The following is a 17,775-nucleotide window of genomic DNA, read 5'->3' on the forward strand; positions in this document are numbered from 1 at the left end:
ATAATTTAAAAGAATAAATCCGGGAACGCTTCCTTTGGTTGTTTACGCAGCACTACTAAATTATAAGTAGATTTTAAAAAGCCATAGCCATAGCCAAAAAATTGTATTATAATAGCAAATACGGCTTCTATTGCAACTATAAAATTAATAGTAGAAAATAATGCCATAACAAAAGCTATGAAAAAATATAAACCATACAGATAGATTGGCCATTTAACATTGAATATAAATAACACTATTGAAACCAATAGGCCTAAGCTAAAAAATGTAGGAAACCAATATACTAAACTTTTAGAATTGGGATGCCATTGATTTATTATAGGCCTTACCTTGCCAAACTTGTATACTTGCTTATAAAATTTAGACCAAGAAATACGACGCTTATGAAAAACATAAGCTCCTTTTATTAATACTGTTTTATGGCCTAATTTCTGTAATCTCAAAGATAAGTCTGGATCCTCACCAGGGTGTATTTTTCCAAATCCGCCTGAATCTAAAAATGCCTTTTTTGATAAACCCATATTAAAGCTTCTTGGCTGAAAATCCTCTAGCTGCTTATCGCCACCTCTTATTCCACCTGTAGTAATAAAAGAAGTCATGGCAAAATTAATTGCTTTTTGAAGATTACTAAATGACGAATGTGCCGCATCCGGACCACCAAAACAGTCGTAGTATGTCTTATCTAAAAATGTTTTGACTTCACGTAAATATTGTGGTGGCAAAATAACATCAGAATCCAAAATGATAAAATAGTCACCATTTGCTTTCTGCATTCCGAAGTTTCTTGAATCACCTGGCCCTGAATTAGGCTTGTAATAATATGATAGATTAAGCTTCTGCCTATAAGTGTTAACTATCGCTTCTGACGTTTCGGTAGAACCGTCTTCTACAATTACAATTTCGTAGGTATAATCACCTTCTAGTAGACAAAAACTTTCTAAAAGTTCCTTAATCTCATTTGGCCGATTATATACTGGAATAATAAAAGAAAACGAAATAGCCTCCATACCCTACAAAGGTAAGTAAACCAAATTCAAAATATAACAACATCATTGTTTGATTATTCAGGTGGTTTTGTTTGAAGTTAAGTTATTAGTGCCCACTTAATAAACATCTTTATTTCAGAGCGGGATAATGGAATAAACTAAAAAAGCCGCTATTTCTAGCGGCTTTATAAAATTTATAAGCTAAATACTTACTGCTTAATTACTCTTACAGTTTTAGTAGTATTAGCAATAGTTACTTTAACAAAGTAAGTACCGTCTTCTAAGCTAGACATATCTAACTCGCTGTCTACATTATTAGGTGTAGCTCTTAATACTTCTTGACCTAGCATATTATACATCGTTACATTCTCAATAGTGTTTTGAGCTTGTAATGTTAATATATTTTTAACTGGATTAGGATAAAAAGTAAATGAAGCATTGTTATCATTATCATCGATACCTAAAGTTGCACTGTAAGCAGAAATTGAGAACGGCTCTTCTTCATCACCATCATACTCCCAGACTCTTACATAAATTGTTTCACCAGCAGTTAGTCCTGAAAGAGATAATAAAGAATATCCATCAGCAAAGCCAGGTGAACCATCATCATCACACCCAATAGATGTTAAAGCTCCACATGTACCAGAAAAAGCCTCAATTACAGAATCAAAACCTACACCTCCACCTGAAGTATCTCCAGTCTGAATAGTAATATCACCACTTGGAGGAACTACAACAGAGTACCAAACTCCTGGGCCTGGTTCACCACAAGTATCAACATCTTCAGCATCTCCACTTGCACCAACGACAGTGCCATCCACAGGGTTGTCACCGTAAACAGCACCAGGTGTTAATGCAATCGCATCTGAGCAATCATCATTAGCTGGTGGACAAGAGGTGCGTGTAATTGCAGAACTAGATTGTGTGCAATTTGCATCATTATCATCAGTAACAGTAATAACAACATCAGTTCCAAGAGTATATGGTCCAAACGTTAATGTTGTTGCCATAGTAGCTGCTTGTGTAGGGCTACCTTGATCATCACTAACAGTTATGTCTGTAGCACTACCCATATCTGTAATATCCACTTCTATATTAAAGCCACCACTATTGGCACAATCGTCTACAGCATTGTATGTTACTGTTGAAGGAGTACAATTTATACAAGTAATTTCTAAATCGAATTCAATAGCTGGGTCCCCATTAATCCAATTACCAACTGCGATAAAATATTCGGTGCCAACAGTAGTTTGGAATGTTGCACTATATGGATTAACACCTCCACCAGATTGTACTAGACCAGGTGAGCAACTACCAGCTGTAAAACCAGCACAAGTACCATCTGTACTTTCATAAACATCTACTTGAGCTTCTTGTACACTAGCATTAGCTGTAACTGTAACTTCACTACCATCACCTGTAAAAGAGTACCAAACAGGATTTCCTATACTTCCTTGACAAGAAGTAGACGATCCGCCTGTAGCTCCTACTGTAGTTTGATTCATTAACGTATCGCCGCAATTAACTGCTATAGCATTGGCACAATCATCATTTGGAATTGGATCTATAGTTAAAACACCATTAACATCTTGTGTACCATCCCAAGCACCATCACCACCGCCAGTATCAAAACCACCGTATGTAAAGGCTGCATTATTTAATCTAAATCTAGAAGCATAATAATAAGTTCCTGGTAGACCAATTTCTGTACCAAGGTCTACTTGATATTCATCATTATTATTATTTGCAAAATCATAGCCAGGATTTGGCACAGCTGCAACCCAAGTCCAACCTGCACCAGATGGATCTGTATCCATATCACTATAACCTATCCAAACTTCTATACCAGGGGAAGCTGTAGCACTACCTTGATCTGTTAAGCCTGCTTCATAAGCTTGCGCATAAACAAGTTGTGGATTGCCAGTTGTTATTGTTGCAGATCCAGGAAATTGTATGTTGTAGAAATCCAATGCATCTGTTGGCGCATCATCTACAGTTAATGTATAATCTTCAGTTTCACCTCTTTGAGCACCGTAAGCACATGCATCATCATCAGGGTTAGGATCATTAAAATCTATCATAATACGCATTCTATAATCGCCATTGGCAGCACCACCAGGAACAGTAATCGTACCTGTAAAAGGACCATTACTATATGCCGTTGTGTTAAACACAACTTCTGTAGTAGGGTCAAAGGCAAAATCATTATTCCAATCTACCCAAATTGCGCAACCTACGGTTCCACCTTCTATTTCCACAGAAAAATCAAATGTACCATCTGCAAAGCTAGTTACTGAGTTAGTTGCCGAAAAATCCCCGTACCTATCAGCTGATAAACCCGTACCCGTATTAGATAAATCTGATAGCGCATTTGTAGTAGTAACATCATCTATTAATGTTGTTGTATCAGTACTTGTACTTGGAGGTATACAATAACAATTATCAACTGCTGTAGTAAAATCTTGTTCTGTACAACCTGCAGAACTACCAAAACTATTATAAGCTGTTACTGTGTAATAATAAGTTGTGCTTACTGCACCTTCAAATGTATAACTAGTTACATCACCCAAATCTATATTATCTTCAATATCGTTACCACCAGGTGTTGTACCAACGGTAATATTATAACCATCTGCTCCTGCACTAGCCATCCATGATATCTCATTCGCAAAATTACCACAACTAGGGTCTGGAGTTGCTGTAGCGGTTGGACAAGCTGGTGGCGTTGTAGGAGATTCTCTTACTGTAAATTGACTAACGTGAAAGTATATATCCTCAGCATCATTTACAGGTCCGTCACTTCCATAAAAAGCAAATTGCACATCACCAGTTACAGCTGATAAATCATATGTTATTTGTTCTCCTACGTCTGTAGGTACATCACCCTGTTCCCAAGATTGCATGGTAGTCCAATTTGCACCACCATCAGTAGTCATTAATAAAGCTACTAAATCATCTGAACCTAAATCCGCATCAGCACCACTAGTAGTTGATTCCGTTAAAGCAACATAAACCACAAGCTCACTTGCAGCTGCTGCCGATAAATCAAATACAGGAGAAATAATCCAATCTTCTCTATTATCGGTAAACAGATTTATTACATTACTTGGTGTTCCGTTATGGTTACTTGCAAACCAAAGCCCAGTTCCTAAATCTGACGGGCCTGTTGCAGGTGTACCGCTACCAGCTTCTTCCCAACAGTCAGGAACATTTACACTCATATCCGCACTATAATCTGGTGTAAATGGCAGACATTCCGTTTCAAATGCGAATGGCCCTACCCATTGACTAGTTTCTGCTCCACAAATTGCCTGTACGTAAAACTCATAAGCAGTATTTGGTGTTAAACTCATTTGCATGTAAGGATTAGTTACACCTGATTGTGTAGGTACTCCTGTAGAAGTTCCTGGAGGATTTGCATCTACATCTACAACTTCAATATTCCAACTGGTTGCAGAACCTGTTTCTGTCCAACCTAAAACAGCACTATCTGTATCAATACTTGTTGCTGTCAAACTTGAAGGAAAAGGGCAAGAAGGAGCATTCCACTCTACACAAGATATACCAGCAAGAGAAGATTCTAACGAATAAGTGTAAGTGCCGTTAGCGCCAATTACATGAACACCTGCTGTTACACCGTCATCAAAAGTTGGATCACCAAAATCTAAATCTTCATAAATGAACCTAATTTCATTTGTTGTTTCGTATAAGAGCAATTGAAATGTACCACCGCCTGGAGTTTCTCCAAATGTAGCACTATCATAATGCGGTCTATCATTCCATTGTACTACTAAAATACGGTTTGGCGCAGTTCCTATTTCTTCCCAGAATACATCACCAGCATCGTCACCTATATCTGTAGCTAAAGGATAAAATCCTTGAGCTGTTGGAGTCGGTGTAGTTGTAATATCACCAGTGGTTGTATTAAATAGAACTCCACCATTATTGCCTACACGCAGGTCTGAAGATGATACACCATCTAATTCAAAAGCAAAAGACAGTGTAATGTTAGCTTCAGATTCATCGGTTAAATTTAAATTTGTACCTGTTGCGCTAATATCTGTAAACGCTGTTGTACAGGTATCATCTGGTACTAATTGCGCATTACTTTGCCAGCAGAAAGCTAGCATAGCAATACATAAAAATGTAATTTTTTTCATAAAAAAATATTTAAGTTAGTAATTCATTAAAAATATGTTAATTATCTTTAAAATACTCCTATGGTAAATTCAAATCGACAAAAAACAAAAATTAACGATTAAAAGTGCCTTATTTATGTTTACTGAAGTTGTAATTAGCTTTCAAATTTCCTTTATAGGAATACATTAAAATTATTAAATACTATTGCTTTATTAGTTTATCTATTATTAAAAATATACACCTAAAAAAAACAGTCTTCATACTCGTAAACCAAATGTGAATGACCATAACATCACGACTTGACTATTTTGATAATTTCATTTTAAAGTCAAGCTAGAAATTGTGATAGCATAAAAGTTTTATGATTACATGTAATAAGCTAAAAAAAGCCGCTAAAATAGCGGCTTTAAAAATCTAAATGTTAAATACTTACTGCTTAACCACTCGCACGGTTTTAGTAATATTTGCAATAGTTACCTTAACAAAATAGGTGCCATTTTGTAAGCTTGACATATCTAACTCACTGTCTACATTGTTAGGCATAGATCTTAATACTTCTTGACCTAGCATATTATACATTGTAACATTCTCAATAGTATTTCGAGCATTTAATGTTAATGTATTTTTAACTGGATTTGGATAATACGTAAATGCCGCTTCTCCTTGGACATCATCTATGCTTAAAGCAGTTGTTGCGCTCATATTGAAACTAATAGGCCCAAAGTCGTCACCACTAAAATCATATAATCTTAAAATATAAGTAGTGTTTGATGCCAAATTTTCAAAATCCACAGTAGGTGCACTAGTAAATTGTATATCACAGTCAATTTCATTTAAATCTGTACAGTTATCATATATAACTGAAATTGTAGATGAAAAACCAGATGAAGCAATATCTAAGGTTACCACGTCTACGTCAGCTGGAGTTGTGAATGAATACCAAAGATCACTACCATCATAAAAGTTATTACAACTTGGGTCTGGCACACCTGAATCGCCTGCTCCGACATTAGTACCTGTTACCTCTGGACCCGCTTCATTAATGCCCAATGTTACAGCTTCAGCAGTATCACAGTCAACATTATCAGGTGGACAAACTGCTTGTGTTATAGTACCGCTGTCTTGTGTACAGGCAGCATCAGTATCATCAGCAACCGTTACTATTACATCTGTACCATTTACATAAGGCCCAAAAGTATACGTGCCTGTCATAGTAACATTTTGGTCTGCACTACCTTGATCGTCAGAAATTGTTAAACCTGTTGCGGTGCCCATATCTGTAATTTCTACATCAATGTTAAAGCCACCACTATTTGCACAATCATCTACTATTGTATAGTTTACAGTTGCCGGTGTACAGTTTAAGCTATATAAACAAAACTCTGCAGGATCTTGAGCAGTATCTGTCCAAAACATAGCATAGTAAGTTGTGCCAGGTGTCAATCCTGAAAACGTTTGTGTATTAGACGTTGGATCGTTAGCACAACCATCTGCCTCTGTAAATGCTCCACAAGTACCATCATAAATAACCATTCCCATACCTGGTGTAGCAGATTCAAAAATAACTTCACCACTTGCAGGTCCTTCAAAAGTATACCAAAGACCTAGGTTTCCACTAGTATCACAGCTTGGCAACTCATCTGTTCCTTCGGTTGCAGAAAATGTACTTGTTGTTATAACGTTACATATGTCGCTTATTACAATCAATTCTGCGTTTGCACAATCGTCATTAGGTGGCGGTGGCGGTGGTGTTCCTACACAAACCTCAAAGTTTGTTTGTGCAGTGGCGGCACCTGTAGCCCAACCATAAACACGTAAAACATAATCTGATCCTATGGTTAGACCAGTTACCGTCATGCTATTAGGATCTGAGGTTTGTACAAATGCTAGTGCATCACAATCTCCAGTGGTTTCATAAAGTGTCATACCCATATCTGTCGCTGTACCAATTACAGCAGTTACATTTTCTAGAGAAATTACATGTTGCTCTGATGTTGCTGTAAAAGAAAACCAGACATCATTATTAGGTTCACCACTAGTGCCTGTAGCATCTTGTGTAGATTCTGTTGCAGACACGGTAGTACCAGACGTTACGTCTGTACAGCTTAAATCCGTATTAACTGTTAATGCTATAGGGTCATCACATTCGTCATTTACTGGTGGATTTACTGTTAACGTTCCACTAACATCATCTGTACCATCCCAGACACCATCTCCCGATCCTGTATTAAAGCCCCCATAAGTAAAAGAAGCTCCATTTAATCTAAACCTAGAAGCATAATAATAAGTTCCTGCACCAGGTACTTCAGAACCTAGGTCTACTTGATATTCATCATTATTTTGACCAGCAAAATCCCAACTTGGATTTGGTACTGCAGCAACCCAAGTCCATTCTGCGCCAGAAGGGTCTGTATCCATATCATTAAACCCTATCCATGCCTCTATCTCAGGGGCAGCATTTGCAGAACCCTGATCTGTAATACCAGGTTCAAAGGCTTGGGCAAATACTAAAAATTCTTCTACACCATCAATGGTTCCTGTTTGTGGAAATTGTAAATTGTAAAAATCCAATGTTGTGTCTGCACTTGACACCAAAGTTGGGGAGTCCATACAAAACCCATATTCCCATCCATTTCCGCCATCGGCATCATCATCATAAAAAATACGATATCTAAACCCTGAAAGTTGAGTTGCAGAAAAACCACTTATATCTAAAGCGTCAGACTCATAAGCCCCTAAAGTAGCTGAACAATACTCATTTGTTGCTCCAGTTGTAACACCAGTGAGCACCAACCAATCTACCCAAACAGTATTATCAGCATCCCACCATTGTAAGGCCAGTTTATCCTCATTATTTAGAACTACTTCTCTAAAAAAATAATTACCAGAAACCTTCATTAAATTTTCACCTCCTAAGTCAGCTGGTGTCAAATCTATTATTGGGGATTCTGCAGCAATATCATCTGAATTAGGGTTTCCCGCATCATCATCATCAAAAGAAAATCTGTCATCTACTGTTGGATCTGCTTCAAATGAAGTAGCACCAGCATTGTAAGTGCCTGTTACGGTCCAAGCGGCATTAGGCCAACTTGCATTTTCATCAATAATTTGCGCATTACTCTGCCAACAAAATGCCAGTATAGCAAAACACATTAATGTAATTTTTTTCATAAAACATATATTTAAGTTAGTAATTCCTTTAAAAATATGTTAATTCCCTGTAAGATTCATATCAGAAAAACATAAATCGATAAAAGGTAATTATTAGCGCTAAAATACAATTTCGCTAAATTTAATATTAAAAAACACCTTTGATAAGGTGTTTTCTATATGCTTTACTAATAAGGTATGAGCTCTCTGACTCTTAATTATTAATAACGACTATCTTAGATACATTATTAACTTTTAACAAAAAAAATCCAGAAGCGGTTTCGCTAAATTTTAAGGTGGTTGTATTATCCAAATTGTTATAAGTTCTATCCTCCAAGTCTATATTTCTTCCATTAATATCAAAGATCTGTATAGTTTCCGAACCAATAGTATTACTGATAAAAATCTCTCTATTGGTCGTAGGATTTGGGTAAATGTTTATTGATACCTCATCATGTACTTCAATATTAAGAGAGCCATTAAAATACGGCACAGCAAAATCGAAAGTATTTTCGGCAACAACCTGTCCTATAAAACGTCCTGGGATATCATCTGCTGGTGGATGTATACCTCCCCAAATTCTGCTTAAACTCGTTTGGTCTGAGGCATCTCTATAAGTTGCCCATTGTAATACGACATCTACCGAAGGACCTTCCTCAAAAACCAAAAATTCATTTGCCTTTGCTGTAAATTCTCCTAATCCACCTGGGAAAAATTCACTACCGGTCATCATAGTCATTAATTCTGAAGCAGTTCTAGAATAGGTTGAATGCCCAGATACGTAACCTGCAAATGGCGGTGTTACAAATGTTGGTCTTTGATAAGGATACCAGTCTTCCGCCAATATCCAACCTACTCCAGCTTGGTCCGTTTCTGTATCGTAAATAAAATCGTGACCTTTCCAAGTGTACAATTTTATTTTACCCACGTGCTGGTTGGCAAAACCAGCTAAAGGATCACCAATCTCAACTATTTCGATATAATTTTCAATTAATGGAATACCGCCTACATGGTAATTATCCAAGTTACTGTCGGTACTTTGTCCGCGCTCAGCCATAGAACGAATTGCCGAAATCGGTCGTATGTAATCGTACCAGCCTTTTACGCTCCATGCTGAAATAGCCGCGTCGTGCATACCTCCTCCCAAAATAAAATATGCTTTGACATCCCATTCTAAAGGATCTAAAATATCTCCTATACCTTCAAAACGTTTTTCAAATTGTGGATGGTCGTTGACATAATTTAAAATGGTAAACCAGTGACCTGGTGGGGTTTCGGAGTCTGGTCCATCTGCCCAAAACTCAGCAAGAACTCTAGCATAATCTCCTCGTGGTACCATATTGGTTTCATAAGGATTTCCTGTTATTGGGTTTAAAGCATGTCCATTACTATTGGCTCCACCTTCAAAAAAATTATAAAAGTTTTCATAGTCTGCATAATCTGTTGGGAATGTAGATATACCTACATTCCCAATTGAGTTTGGTGAGATATCCCAAACCACACCATCCGTAGGGTCTAAATGCGCTTGCCATACTGAAACCATAGTGAATCCCCATTTATAGGCATCACTATCCGCATTAGTTTCGGTAAGACTTATATATGGTGGCGCCGATGGATCATGAAATACATTAAAATCGTTGCCATCTCTCTGATAAGTAACTAAATCTTCATCCTTTAAGGCAAATGCCGACACATTTCCCCATTCTGGACTTAAAAACGGTGGTGTGTCATCATCAATAATTTCTCCTCCTTGGTCAATAAATATATCTAAGGCTAGGGGCTGCCAACGATTAGGGTCGTTAATGGGTGGGTTATCCCCACTGTTTATATCCAAAGCATAAGGCGCATTAACCGGCTGGTAATAGGCATTATCATAACCCGTTGCTTCCCTAGAGCCGTCTTGTAGCCCATAATCAATAAGGGTCTGAGCTACATAATTGCCAAAGGCTGCTGCGTCTCCATCTTGGTATAACAAAGACGTTACGTTGGTATCGTAGCCTAGCTTATCCATCAACAGATCTAATCGTGCTTGGGTTTCATTCACACCTGGAGAATTTTGAAAACGATGAGACATTAAGCGATACATGGCATAACTAATAGATTTACTTAGGGCGATTTCTAAATCTTCATCTGGTGTAAATTCTTCAAGTGTACTCGTAAACCCATTAACTGCATTACCTATTAAATATGGTGTGGCTGTATCATCATAAATTGCCCAGATATCATACATAGCTACACTGGTATGGAATAAATTTCTGGCGTGTACCGTCGGCCTTGCAAAATCATCCCGGATAGCTTCCAGTAAAACTTCATTCCATAATCTAGCAATTGATACATTCTCTGGTAAATTATCAATACCCAAATCTACATCTATTAAAACTTCCTGACTAGAACATTGACCATCGGATTCAATTACAGAAACCCTGCCCATATTTTCTAAATGCCATCTTACCGTGATAGTATTTGTGCCTTGCCCATTTAATATTTCTCCGCCAGAAACCTGCCAATTCACTGTTGAACCTGGTATAATATTATAGGCATACATTTCTGTCCTTAAAAATGAAGAGCTAGTATTGCCATCTATGGTTTGTGAAGGCAAATAAATGCAAGAACCATCGTCTAATGTTGCATTGGGCTCGTAATTACATGACATCGGATCCAAACATCCATACGTTTTTTGACTTGGAATGATATCTAAAACTTCAATGCCCTGTCCTTCTGTAGCCTTTATGGTAATATTTGTATTTAAATCAGTAAAAATTTCTGATATTCCTGATGGCCATTTAATCTCTAATGAGCTAATTTGGGTAACGTCATTTAAGCCAAAATGCACACCTTTTAAACTTTGGCCAAGAAAACCTACTCCAGAATAATAACGTCTCAACACATTTCCATTATTTGCAGTAAGCGTTAAGGTGGCTCCAATAGCATCTCTGTTGGATACTGTTCCTTCTAACTTAACTTTTAACCAGTTTAGAGATACTGAAGCATCATCAAAATTTAAAAGTTTATTTTCGTAAAAAAAACACTCCTTGTTACTGTTTGTGACCAATAAATCCATGTCGCCATCATTGTCATAATCAAAATCTAACGCCTCTACACTAGTGCCCGATTCATCTAAGCCCAATTCATTAGATGAATCAACAAAAGAAGTCTCTCCTTGTACTATTGAATTTTTGAAGTAATAATTAGGTTCATTTTCTCTATTATATAAAAAATAGCCATTTGCCACAAACAAATCCTCATCACCATCTAGATCAAAATCTGAAAATTTTGTTCCCCAAGACCAAAGTGTGTTACCCACTCCATATTCATCTGCATTCTCTGTGAATGTTCCATCGCCATTGTTTGTTAATAGAAAGTTTAAATCTATTGCTGTTATAAAAAAATCGAAATGACCATCCATATTGTAGTCACCTATGGTAATAGCCATATCTTCACCAGTAGTATTTATATTATAATCAGCAGCTTCTTCTAAAAAACTAATCCCATCTTGACTGACAAATAATTCGTTGGGATGGTGCACATCATTAGTGACATACAAATCTATAAATCCGTCTAAATTAAAATCAAAAGGCAACCCTACGAAACTTGCATAATTTTGCATATTGTGTATGCCTGTTGATTGGCTTATATCTGAAAATGTCTCATTACCATTATTAAGAAATAATGAGTTTTCACCACATCGCTGCCAGTCTGCAATAAATACATCCAATAAGCCATCGTTATTATAATCGAACCAAGTTGCGCCCGTATTACCACAGCCGTTTATTTCTGTAATCCCAGATATTTCGGTAACATTGGCAAAAGTACCGTTACCCATATTTCTCCACAACTGTAACCTATCTAAAAATGTCATAAACAAATCGGGAAAACCATCATTATTATAATCTCCCCATGATGCGCCGTACTTATAACCTGCTAAGCCTAAAAAATCTTCAGGATCTATATCTTGTGGAAATAAATCAGTAAAGCCTGCAAATTCGGTAACATCTGTAAATGTACCATCGTTATTATTTCTAAATAAACGACTAAGTGTTTTTGGGCTATCTGGATGATCTTTTGCTTTGGCTACGACAAAAATATCAAGATCGTTATCATTATCGTAATCCGCAACTGACACTCCATTATTCTCCTCCAATATTCCCAAGCCTACAACATCCTCTACCCTATTAAAGGTTTGGGCATACATAGACATATTTATAGTTACCAAAAATGCAATAACTGAAAACTTAAGGCTATACTGTAATGTTTTTTCCATGTATTTGTATCCAATATTTATAGGCAAGTTTAACATTTTTTAACATTGCAATATAAAAAAAGCTGTTATACAAATTTGCATAACAGCTTTAAATTAACGATTATTCCGTTTAATTGTTATTTATAAAAGTGTCCATAACCGCGTCGCTGACTCCCATATTACTAAAGCCTCCATCATTATATAAGTTCTGTAAGGTTACACGTTTCGTTAAATCACTGAACAAAGTTACCGTATAGTTGGCACAGTCCATTGCAGTAGCATTACCCAACGGTGACATTTTTTCGGCATAAGCAATAAAGCCATCAAATCCCTTTACACCACTACCCGCTGTTGTTGGTGTAGGCGATTGTGAAATGGTATTAACCCTTACATTTTTATTTCTACCAAAGAAATACCCAAAACTACGTGCAATGCTTTCTAAATATGCTTTGTTATCTGCCATATCATTATAATCTGGAAACACACGTTGTGCAGCCATATAGGTTAAAGCGACTATACTGCCCCATTCGTTCATAGCATCAGCTTTATAAAGGGTCTGCATTACTTTGTGAAAAGACATTGCAGAGACATCAGTCCCTTTTTGTGTCCAATCATATTTTTGGTCTGTATAAGCCCTTCCCTTTCTTACGTTTATAGACATCCCTATGGAATGCAAAACAAAGTCTAATTTACCACCTAATATTTCCATAGACTGTTCTACCAAATTTTGTAGATCTTCTTCTGAGGTAGCATCTGCAGGAATAATTTGAGAACCTGTCTTTTCTGCCAATGCATTAATCTGCCCCATTCGCATGGCCACCGGTGCATTAGTTAATACAAATTCCCCACCTTCTTCATGAACACGTTCAGCCGTTTTCCATGCAATCGAGTTTTCATCTAATGCCCCGAAAATAATTCCCTTTTTTCCTTTTAGTAAGTTGTATGACATGTTTATATATGTTTAGTTGTTAGTCGTTAGTTTTCAAATATAGTATAAATTAGAACAAATTATTATGCGATTAATCTTCACTTCGACATGCTTACTGTGACACACAGAAATGATAAGCTAATTGAGCAATTGTTTGGCATGTGCCAAAGCAGATTCTGTGATATCAATTCCGCCTAACATTTGGGCAATCTCAACAATGCGTTCTTCTTCGTCTAGTTTCTTTAGCTGGGTTAATGTGGCATCTTTAACGTCTGTTTTATATACTTTATAATGCGAGTCACCTTTAGCCGCAATCTGTGGTAAATGTGTAATGGAAAAGACCTGCATCTTAGCACTCATGTGTTTCATGATTTCTCCCATTTTATTCGAGATTTCTCCAGAAACACCAGTGTCTATTTCATCAAACATTATAGAAGGTAATTGAATGTATTCTGCCAAAATCGATTTGATTGCTAACATAATTCGAGATAGTTCTCCTCCTGAGGCTGCCTTTTTTAACGCATTAAAGTTAGTACCTTTGTTTGCAGTAAATAAAAACTGTAAGCGGTCTTTACCTTTTGCCGTGAATTGCTCTATGGGCTCAAGTTCTATTTTAAACTTAGCGTTTGGCATTCCTAAATCGGCCAATATAGTCTCTAACTTTGTCGTTAAAATTGGTATAAACGATACCCTTTTATTATGGATTTTTTTACAAATTTTGTTTAAGGCTTCATGTAATTGCTCAATGTCTTTTTCTTTTTTGGCAATGGCATTATCTAAATTTTCAGTATTGGAAATTTTAGACTCTAAATGATCTTTTATTTTGATAAGCTCTTGAAGATTAGAGACTGAATGCTTTTGAAATAAATTATTTATAATTTGAAGTTTGCCATTAACACGCTCCAATTCTTGAGGATCGGTGATTAAATTATCTTCTAGCTGATCTAACTCAGCCAAAATATCATCTAACTCAATACCTACACTTACAATTCTTTCCGATAACGATTCATAGGCTTTTCCAAATTCTGAAATCTTAAATAATTCTTGTTTGGCATTATTAATCTGGTCGATAGCACCTAAGTCTTCAGTATTTAAGATAGCTTTGGTATTACCCAGCTTCTCTCCAATGACCTCAACATTATTAAGCTGCTCGTATTGCGCTTCTAAATCTTCGAGATTTAAAGACTCTAAGTCGATTTCATTTAGCTCTTTGGTTAAAAAGAGGTTATAGTCGTATTCTTTAATCATTTCAGCTTTAGATTGTTTCAATTTTTCTAATGCATTTTGAAGTGATTTATAGCCTTGCAATTGATTTTTATAAACATCTAAGTCTAAAGTATTATCTGCCAATACATCAATAACCATAAATTGGTAATCGTCTTGCGTTAATTGCAATGTCTGATGTTGAGAATGAATATCTATTAGATGACTACTCAACATTGAAAGATGGTCTAAAGTTGCAGGAGTATCGTTTATGAACGCTCTGGACTTTCCGGATGGTAAAATTTCACGTCTTATAATGGTCTGTGTATCGTAATCTAAATCCAAAGACTTAAAAAGAGCTTTAAGATTGTAGTTAGCAATATCGAAAATCGCTTCGATAACGCATTTTTCATCTGATTTTTTTACCTGACTTAAATCTGCACGTTTGCCTAAAACCAAAGATAAACCACCTAAAAGGATAGATTTACCAGCTCCTGTTTCGCCAGTAATAATAGTTAGTCCATTGTTAAACTGTACGTTTAACTCATCGATTAGGGCATAGTTTTTTATGTAAAGTGAGGTGAGCAAAAAATCTGTAATTGTTTTTTACAAAAGTATCGATTCCGCATTACTGAAACAAGTTCTGCGCTGGCAAGTTCATAATGATACAGCAAAAATAAGCACCATAAATTAAAACTTAATATTTCTCCACTTTTGTGAGTGCATAGGTGCTATTCTATTGAGAATATCTACTGCTTCTGTAATACTAACATTAGGCCCACCAGAAAGAATATCCATTAGCTCATCGGACTTAGCATCGAAAAACACACGCAATAAATAAGAATTTGGTCGTCTTCTGTGTATTTTTTTTAATTCTGATAATGTAGCTATAACTTTCGCTTTGCCTTCTTTTGCACTTTGAGCCATAATATCTAAACCTTCTATATGATAGCTATACATTGTGGAACGAATTTCTTTAAATGTTGGTGATACTAAATTATCGATTAAGGCAAAACGCGATTGTAAACCGTCTTCTAATTTCCAGCCTTGTCCATTAATTTGTTGTGAGTAATTGGCAATAGTTTGTGCTTGCTTAAAGTATTCATCACCTCCGTTGAGCTCAAAAGAGTCTGCATCTGTACCCAAAATCATATAGACGTGAAAAGATAATACAGATATGAGGTTAGATTCAAACTGAATAGGATTGAATACCAAATTCTGAAATTCTAAATATTGAAAATTAAAATCTTTATCATTATAGTTGTATACCGGAGAACTGTAGGTAGAATTATAGATTGGTCGGGATGATGACACCTGCAATGTAGCTTTAAATCTATCATTTTCATAACTACTTACATTAATGACCATACTGCAGTTGATACGCTCTTCTGCACCAAAAGATTTTTCAGTCCATTTGGTGTTATTAACAAACTCAGTCAATTGCTTTTCGAGCGTTTTAAAAACAACATTGTTATCATTTCCTGTTTGTTGTGCTATCACATTAACCGTACAATTAAGTTCTTGGGAAAACACAATTGTTGATAATAAAAAAGCCAGTAGTACTAATATGTTACGCATGTAATTGTTTTAATATCTTTTGCATTAAATCCTCAGCAACTTCTGCTTTAGACTTAAGTGGATTTTCAATAATATCGTTAGACGATGTTATAAATGTAACTTTATTTGTTGATACTCCAAAACCTGCACCTTTATCCTGTAAAGAATTGAGCACTATTAAATCAAGGTTTTTAGATTTTAGCTTGCCTTTGGCATGTTCTATTTCATTATTGGTCTCGAGCGCAAAACCAACTAAAAATTGGTGTTTTTTAATCTCACCCAACGATTTTAAAATATCCTTAGTTTTTTCTAACTCAATACTAAACGTCGAATCTTTCTTTTTTATTTTCTTATTGGCTACAGTTTTTGGTCTATAATCCGCAACTGCCGCTGAAAGTATTGCTATATCAGACGTGTTAAAATGCTTATGGACTTCATTATACATTTCCTCAGCGCTAACAACAGGTTTTACCATCACCAGATTATGACTAATGTTTTGATGAGTTGGACCCGTTATTAAGATAACTTCAGCACCAAGATTAGCAGCAGCTTTAGCGATTTCAAATCCCATTTTTCCGCTAGAATGGTTCCCGATAAAACGCACAGGATCCAAAGCTTCGTAAGTTGGGCCAGCCGTTACAATAACTTGCTTGCCCTTTAAAGGCAATTGATCTAGAAGGTCTTTTTCAATAAAATCTATAATATACTCTGGCTCTGCCATTCGTCCTTCACCAACTAATCCGCTTGCCAATTCACCCGTGCCAGCAGGAATCATTTTATTTCCGTAGGAGGCTAATTTTTCAAACGAGTTTTTAGTGGATTGGTGCTTATACATATCCAAGTCCATGGCTGGTGCAAAATATACAGGACATTTAGCCGAAAGATATGTTGCCAAAAGTATATTGTCGCAAACACCATTTGCCATTTTTGCCATGGTATTTGCAGTAGCGGGAGCTATAATAAAATAATCCGCCCAAAGCCCTAAATCAACATGATTATTCCAAACCTGCCCCTCATCTTCTTCGTCTACAAAAGAAGAATATACTGGGTTTTTGGATAATGTAGAAAGTGTGAGTGGAGTTATAAAATCTTTGGAAGCAGGCGTCATAACAACCTTGACGTTAGCGCCTGCTTTAATGAATAATCTTACTAAACTAGCAGATTTATATGCAGCAATACCAGCGGTAATGCCCAATAAAATGTTTTTGTCTTTTAGAATAGACATTTATAATTATGACTGAGTGTCCTCAGTATTTCTATGATAAATCTTATCATCTAACCACTCTTTAACCGCTAAGGCATGTGGCTTTGGTAATTTTTCGTAAAACTTAGATACCTCAATTTGCTCTTTGTTTTCAAAAATTTCTTCAAGACTATCGTTGTATGTGGCAAACTCTTCGAGCTTATCAATTAACTCACGTCTTATATCCGTATTGATTTGTTCCGCACGCTTTGCAATTACAGAAATAGCTTCATAAATGTTATCTGTTGGAGCATCAACTTCATTTCTGTTGTACGTTACCGTTGAAACAGGAGCGTCTGTCTTTTTTAAATCCATCATTATTATAGTG

At 36.2% G+C, this 17,775-nt stretch carries 9 protein-coding genes; all 9 read right to left on the reverse strand.

Annotated features, from left to right (window positions below):
* Positions 1-5 precede the first annotated feature (5 nt).
* Positions 6-1,007 carry a glycosyltransferase family 2 protein gene (locus KCG49_RS13490; RefSeq protein WP_218547224.1) on the reverse strand — a complete coding sequence of 334 codons (1,002 nt, stop codon included), beginning with the start codon at positions 1,005-1,007 and terminating at the stop codon, positions 6-8.
* Between the two features lie 188 nt (positions 1,008-1,195).
* Positions 1,196-5,146: an NIDO-like domain-containing protein gene (locus KCG49_RS13495; protein ID WP_218547225.1), complete on the reverse strand. Its 3,951-nt coding sequence runs from the start codon at positions 5,144-5,146 to the stop codon at positions 1,196-1,198.
* 409 nt (positions 5,147-5,555) lie between these two features.
* Positions 5,556-8,297 carry a T9SS type A sorting domain-containing protein gene (locus KCG49_RS13500; RefSeq protein WP_218547226.1) on the reverse strand — a complete coding sequence of 914 codons (2,742 nt, stop codon included), beginning with the start codon at positions 8,295-8,297 and terminating at the stop codon, positions 5,556-5,558.
* 193 nt (positions 8,298-8,490) lie between these two features.
* On the reverse strand, positions 8,491-12,537 hold the full coding sequence (locus tag KCG49_RS13505; RefSeq protein WP_218547227.1) for an FG-GAP-like repeat-containing protein: 4,047 nt from the start codon (positions 12,535-12,537) through the stop codon (positions 8,491-8,493).
* A 109-nt stretch (positions 12,538-12,646) separates the two neighbouring features.
* Positions 12,647-13,465: an enoyl-ACP reductase FabI gene (locus tag KCG49_RS13510; RefSeq protein WP_218547228.1), complete on the reverse strand. Its 819-nt coding sequence runs from the start codon at positions 13,463-13,465 to the stop codon at positions 12,647-12,649.
* A gap of 117 nt (positions 13,466-13,582) precedes the next feature.
* Positions 13,583-15,235 carry a DNA repair protein RecN gene (recN, locus tag KCG49_RS13515; protein WP_218547230.1) on the reverse strand — a complete coding sequence of 551 codons (1,653 nt, stop codon included), beginning with the start codon at positions 15,233-15,235 and terminating at the stop codon, positions 13,583-13,585.
* 102 nt (positions 15,236-15,337) lie between these two features.
* Positions 15,338-16,225 (reverse strand): type IX secretion system protein PorD, encoded by an 888-nt coding sequence (gene porD, locus KCG49_RS13520; RefSeq protein ID WP_218547231.1) that lies wholly within the window; start codon positions 16,223-16,225, stop codon positions 15,338-15,340.
* Positions 16,218-17,429 (reverse strand): bifunctional phosphopantothenoylcysteine decarboxylase/phosphopantothenate--cysteine ligase CoaBC, encoded by a 1,212-nt coding sequence (coaBC, locus tag KCG49_RS13525; RefSeq protein ID WP_218547233.1) that lies wholly within the window; start codon positions 17,427-17,429, stop codon positions 16,218-16,220. Before coaBC ends, porD begins: the two co-directional genes overlap by 8 nt.
* Positions 17,430-17,435: 6 nt before the next feature.
* Positions 17,436-17,762, reverse strand: coding sequence for a DNA-directed RNA polymerase subunit omega (locus tag KCG49_RS13530; protein WP_218547288.1), 327 nt, complete (start codon positions 17,760-17,762; stop codon positions 17,436-17,438).
* Between the last annotated feature and the right edge of the window lie 13 nt (positions 17,763-17,775).

Source organism: Winogradskyella luteola (assembly GCF_019203985.1).
Taxonomy (GTDB): domain Bacteria; phylum Bacteroidota; class Bacteroidia; order Flavobacteriales; family Flavobacteriaceae; genus Winogradskyella; species Winogradskyella luteola.